We start from the raw sequence: 2964 nt of genomic DNA, 5'->3' as shown, positions 1-2964 counted from the left end.
GCGTGAGAAAATAAATATTTCAGCGAGCGCGTCCCTAAATCCTGATTTTGATAAGTTAGACCGCATAGAGTTAGTGGTTCATGGCAAAGTGATAAAAACCATTTCATCTGCTAAAGGTGCGACCGATTTAAAATTGGATGTTGAACTGCAAACGGATTATGGCTTGTGGTTGGCCGTGCGAGCTTATGGCAAGAAGAGCACTAAGGCACACAGTGGTATTGTCTATGTATTGACAGAAAATAGAGAGGGGTTTTGGAATTACGAACGAGCTAAAGAGTTAGTCGTGGGCTATCAAAAGCGTATCGTTGATTCAATGGAAAATGCCAACATGAATGATCCACGTATATGGGCTACTGGCGGGCGTTTGAAACAAGTATGGGAAGACGCATTACCCTCGAACAAAAAGAGAGCCAAAGCAGCAACGGAAGCGTTATCTGTTAGGCTTGCTGATATAGACAAAAACAGACCTAAAACAATCAAGAAACCTGTTGTTAATTAAGGATTAGCTATGAACAAGAAATTATTCACATCGACTTTTCTGGCGGCTGCACTAGCCATCAGTTCACCCATTAGCATGCTGCAAGCTTCAACTGAAGGTAGTTTTGATGATACTGGCGGTGTGTTGGCGACAACGAATGCCATTAAAGATATTGAATATCAAATTATGGTTCAAAGAGCGACGCAGTTAGCCATTTGGGCAATGCCTGCTGTGGGTATGAATGACTTTATTACCGCGACTCGACGTGATCTAGGCGGCGACCTTAATGATGTCATTTATCTCAGTAAACCCTTTGATTCCAAACACGGTTTCTTAACCGCTAATGATGTAACGGCTTATTCTTGGGCGTCTCTGACTTCAGAGCCTGGTCCTATTATTATTGAAGTACCTGCGGCATCCGATAAAGTGAACTACTTTGGTACTGTCGTCAATGCATGGGATCAACCCATTGAAGATGTTGGCCCAGCTGGTGCAGATAAAGGCAAAGGTGGTAAATATCTTTTTTTACCGCCTGGCTATAAGGGCGATAAATCTAAAGAGGAGTTACAAAAAGAAGGCTACTTGGTTTATCAAACAGACACCTATCAATACGGGTTTTCATTCAGGCCGGTTCTCTCTAATGGTGGTACCGACGCTGATGCAGCAGAGTACGCACAAAAAATTAAAATCTATTACTTAGCTGATGCCGCAAACCCACCGCCAACAAAATATTTTGATGCTGCAGAAAAACCGTATGACTGCCTTCCGTATTACAATTTCACCTTCTTTGAAGATATAAATGACAGTATACAAAATAACCCTATTCGCCCTCAAGACAAGGTCATGGTTTCTTTGGCGAAAGGCTTAGGCATTGAAAAAGGTAAGCCTTTTAAACCAACAGAAAGACAAAAGAAAGCAATAGAAGAGGGCTTATCGTTAGCTTATGCATCCATGCAAGATTATTTCATTGCACCTGGTAAAGCCATGATCCCCCTTTGGAAAAAAGACAATACGTTATTGTCGCAATGGCTTGTTTGGAATTTTGCTCCGGGTCAACCTCAATCAGGTTTTCCGTATGAAACCGAAGATTCTGTATTGGTGGATGATAGAGCCGGTGGTAGTTATTTCTGGATTACCTATTTACCAAAATATTTAGGCAGTGGTACATTTTATCTAACGGGTTTACGTGATAAAAAAGGCGACTTACTTGACGCTACCTCCACATACAAACTGAATGTGCCTAAAGACACACCGGCTAAAGATTTCTGGTCTGTGATTGTTTACAGCATGGAAACAAAAGGCTTTGTGCGTAATGCAAAACGAGTGGGTCTTTCTTCACGTAATAAAGAAACCATGCAAGTTAACAGCGATGGCTCTTACGATGTTTACTTAGGCCCTAAAGCACCCAAAGGTAAGGAATCAAACTGGATTCCAACCGGTGAAGATTTCTTCTTATTATTCAGGTTATATGGCCCAGAAAGTAAGACTTTTTATAAAACATGGGTATTAGGTGATATTGAAAAAATATAATGTGATCAATCGAGCCATAGTTATTCATTAACGGTTAGTTTTTGGGGTGATCGTATTGATCACCCTGATCAATAGAAAAGTCATAAAAGGTAAGTCATGAAAAAATTATTATTAAGTTCAATTATTACTGGGTCTTTAGCGTTAATTGCTTGTAGTGATACTGCACCCGTAGCTGAAACAGCACCCGTTACCGCTTCAGCTAATACTGAAAAGAACGTTATTGTTACCGATGAAAATTTTATACGTTCAGATTCAAATGAACAATTTGCCAAATATGTAAAAGCGTTTGGTGCATTTAGCAAATTTCACCATAATCGTGATTCATATGATTTAAACAACCCGCGGATTTCAGTCGCCAGTGCGACACCGCTTAATTATGACGCTAAACACATAGCATCGTAAACTTCATTTGGCGTTTTATAGCCTAGTAATTTCCTAGGCCTATTATTAAGCCTGTTTTGGATTAAGGTAATCTCTTTGCCTGTTACTTTATTCAGTTCCATGCCTTTCGGAAGATACTGTCGAATCAGTCCATTATGATTTTCATTTAGACCTCGCTCCCATGAATGGTATGGGTGTGCAAAATAATTATCTGTACCGAGCGCCTTCTTTATTTGAGCGTGATACGCAAATTCTTTACCATTATCGAACGTGATTGTGTGAAGGTGCTCCTTTTCTGGTAGCAGCAACTTAATAATGGCGTCTGTAACAACCTCTGCATGTTTGGACGGAACATGTGCAATGAGTGTCTTTTTACTGACGCGATCAGCCAACGTCACCAAAACACCTTTGTGGTTTTTACCAATAACAGTGTCAGCTTCCCAGTCACCAATACGTATTTTATCATCGACAATAGCTGGCATCTCATCTATTGATATTCGAAGCGATCCGCATGCTGTTGATAACCACAGTATGCAAAGGGTTGCACCATGTGCTCGGCAAGGATTGCCACGGGT

3 protein-coding genes and 1 pseudogene are annotated in these 2964 nt (G+C 40.6%); 3 read left to right on the top strand and 1 reads right to left on the bottom strand.

Annotated features, from left to right (window positions below; genetic code table 11):
* The 3 genes and pseudogenes from QNK26_RS09440 to QNK26_RS09430 form a co-directional block, all read left to right on the top strand.
* Window positions 1-499, top strand: a pseudogene (locus QNK26_RS09440) (hypothetical protein); the annotation flags it as partial.
* A 9-nt stretch (window positions 500-508) separates the two neighbouring features.
* Complete coding sequence (locus QNK26_RS09435) at window positions 509-2008, top strand: DUF1214 domain-containing protein (protein ID WP_319222459.1); 1500 nt, start codon at window positions 509-511, stop codon at window positions 2006-2008.
* Window positions 2009-2104: 96 nt separating this feature from the next.
* On the top strand, window positions 2105-2410 hold the full coding sequence (locus tag QNK26_RS09430) for a hypothetical protein (protein WP_319222457.1): 306 nt from the start codon (window positions 2105-2107) through the stop codon (window positions 2408-2410).
* Here the strand turns inward: QNK26_RS09430 and QNK26_RS09425 are convergent.
* Window positions 2383-2964: IS30 family transposase (locus QNK26_RS09425; RefSeq protein WP_319222456.1), on the bottom strand; the 582-nt coding region annotated here is incomplete at its 5' end. The genes QNK26_RS09430 and QNK26_RS09425 overlap by 28 nt on opposite strands.

It is taken from the genome of Moritella sp., assembly GCF_033791185.1.
Taxonomy (GTDB): domain Bacteria; phylum Pseudomonadota; class Gammaproteobacteria; order Enterobacterales; family Moritellaceae; genus Moritella.
This window is presented reverse-complemented; position numbering and strand designations above follow the sequence as displayed.